This is a genomic window from Streptomyces sp. NPDC001515 (genome assembly GCF_053597115.1).
Genome location: NZ_JBSFHN010000088.1, coordinates 1 through 1,605 on the forward strand (window position 1 = coordinate 1; position 1,605 = coordinate 1,605).

The 1,605-nt window shown below is 69.5% G+C and carries 1 protein-coding gene; it reads right to left on the minus strand.

From position 1 onward, the window contains the following. Nucleotides 1-8: 8 nt before the first annotated feature. The gene (locus ACWCXC_RS37420; RefSeq protein WP_450891819.1) at nucleotides 9-1,466 is read right to left on the minus strand and encodes an NF041680 family putative transposase; all 1,458 of its coding nucleotides are present in this window, start codon (nucleotides 1,464-1,466) and stop codon (nucleotides 9-11) included. Nucleotides 1,467-1,605 lie beyond the last annotated feature (139 nt).

The following is a 1,605-nucleotide window of genomic DNA, read 5'->3' on the forward strand; positions in this document are numbered from 1 at the left end:
CTTGATCTTTAACCTGTGCGGCGAGGTCGTGGGGTCGTCGGCTTCTTGTTCCGGGACGTGGCGGTGTCGGTTTTGCGGGCTGTGTGGACGTCGTGTCGTGGGGTGGGCCGAGTGTTCTTGCGGCCGGGTGGTCTGCCGGGGCCGGGGCGGCTGGGTTTCGGTGCACCGGCCGGGCAGGCGGTCGTCGGGCGGATGTGCCGGAAGTCGCGGCGGACGCGGGCGGGTGTGAGGCGTTCGGCAGGTGCGGGTTTCTCCCAGGGCCGGCGCCGGTCAGCTGCCAGGGGTCGGGCGAGACGGAGTTGGGTGTAGGCGGCGAGGATCAGCCAGGTCCATCGGTCGGCCGCCTCGGGGGTGCGGATCTTCGGGCAGGTCCAGCCGAGGGTCTGTTTGAACAGGCGGAAGGTGTGCTCGATGTCGAAACGTCGCAGGTATGCCTGCCAGAGGCGGTCGGTGTCCGCTGCGTCTGCGTCGGTGCCGGACCACCACAACCAGACCGGCTTCGGGGTAGCTCCGCTGGGCAGGTGGTCGATGTCCAGGCGGATCACGGTCCCCTCGATGATCGGGAGGACGGCGTCGGCTGCGGCCCAGGACGAGCGGTGGGTGAGTTTGGGGTGGAGCCGCTTCCAGGACCGTGCGGTGGCGGTGCCGTAGAGGCGGGTGTCGGTGACGGTGGTGGTGTCCGGGGTGCCCCAGGTGTCGGGCTGGCCGAAGACGAACTCGCCGCCGTGCCGGGGCGGCCGGCCTTTGGTGTGGGGCTGTCGTGATGGTGCGGGTCTGCGTAAGACACGGTCCGAGCGCATCCGGGCCAGGACCTGCACCGGCAGGTCCCGCAGGAGGTGGGTAAGCCGGGGCGCGTCGTATCCGGCGTCCGCGACGACGAGGATGTCCGGGTCGCCGGTCTGCCACTGGCCTGCGGTGATCAGCCGCTCGACCAGTTCGCGCAGCTGCCGGGCAGTGACGGTTGCGGTGTCGTCCCCGGGGGCCAGGCGCAACGCGTCCAGGGGTGCGGTCCACGAACTGCGGCCGGGTTCCAGCGCGCAGACGATCGAGTAGGGCCACCCTGGAACGGGGATGTGCTGGTCCTTGCCCCGGCCGTAGGTGTGACACAGGATCCGCTGCGGTGATGTGTGGGCGTCCGGCCTCAGCCAGCAGGTGACGTCGACGGCCAGGACCAGCCGGCCGTCGACGGACCGGGGCAGCGGCACCGAGGCCAGGGCTCGTCGCATCCGGCCGGCGTCGACCCGGCCCTGGGCGAGCGCGGCGTAGAGCCCGCCATGACCGCGGCGGTGTTCGCCCACCAGCGACAGCTCGGCCAGCGACCTCACCGGTCCGTCACCGCACAAGACCGCGTCCGCCAGCTCGAACAGAGCATCCGAACGCGCGGTGAGACAGGAATAGAACTCGCCCCGGAAGCGTGACAGTTCCGCCAACGGCTCCTGCCGGGCATCGTGATGCAGCAGACTCATCCTCACGGCCTTCGTGCTGGACGTGTGTGTTCCTTGGTCGGAGCACATGTTCAGACGAAGGCCGCTTCCGCGTACGGCAGATACCGAACCGAGTGATCAAGTACGACGCATCGTTCGACGACGCACGTTAAAGATCAAG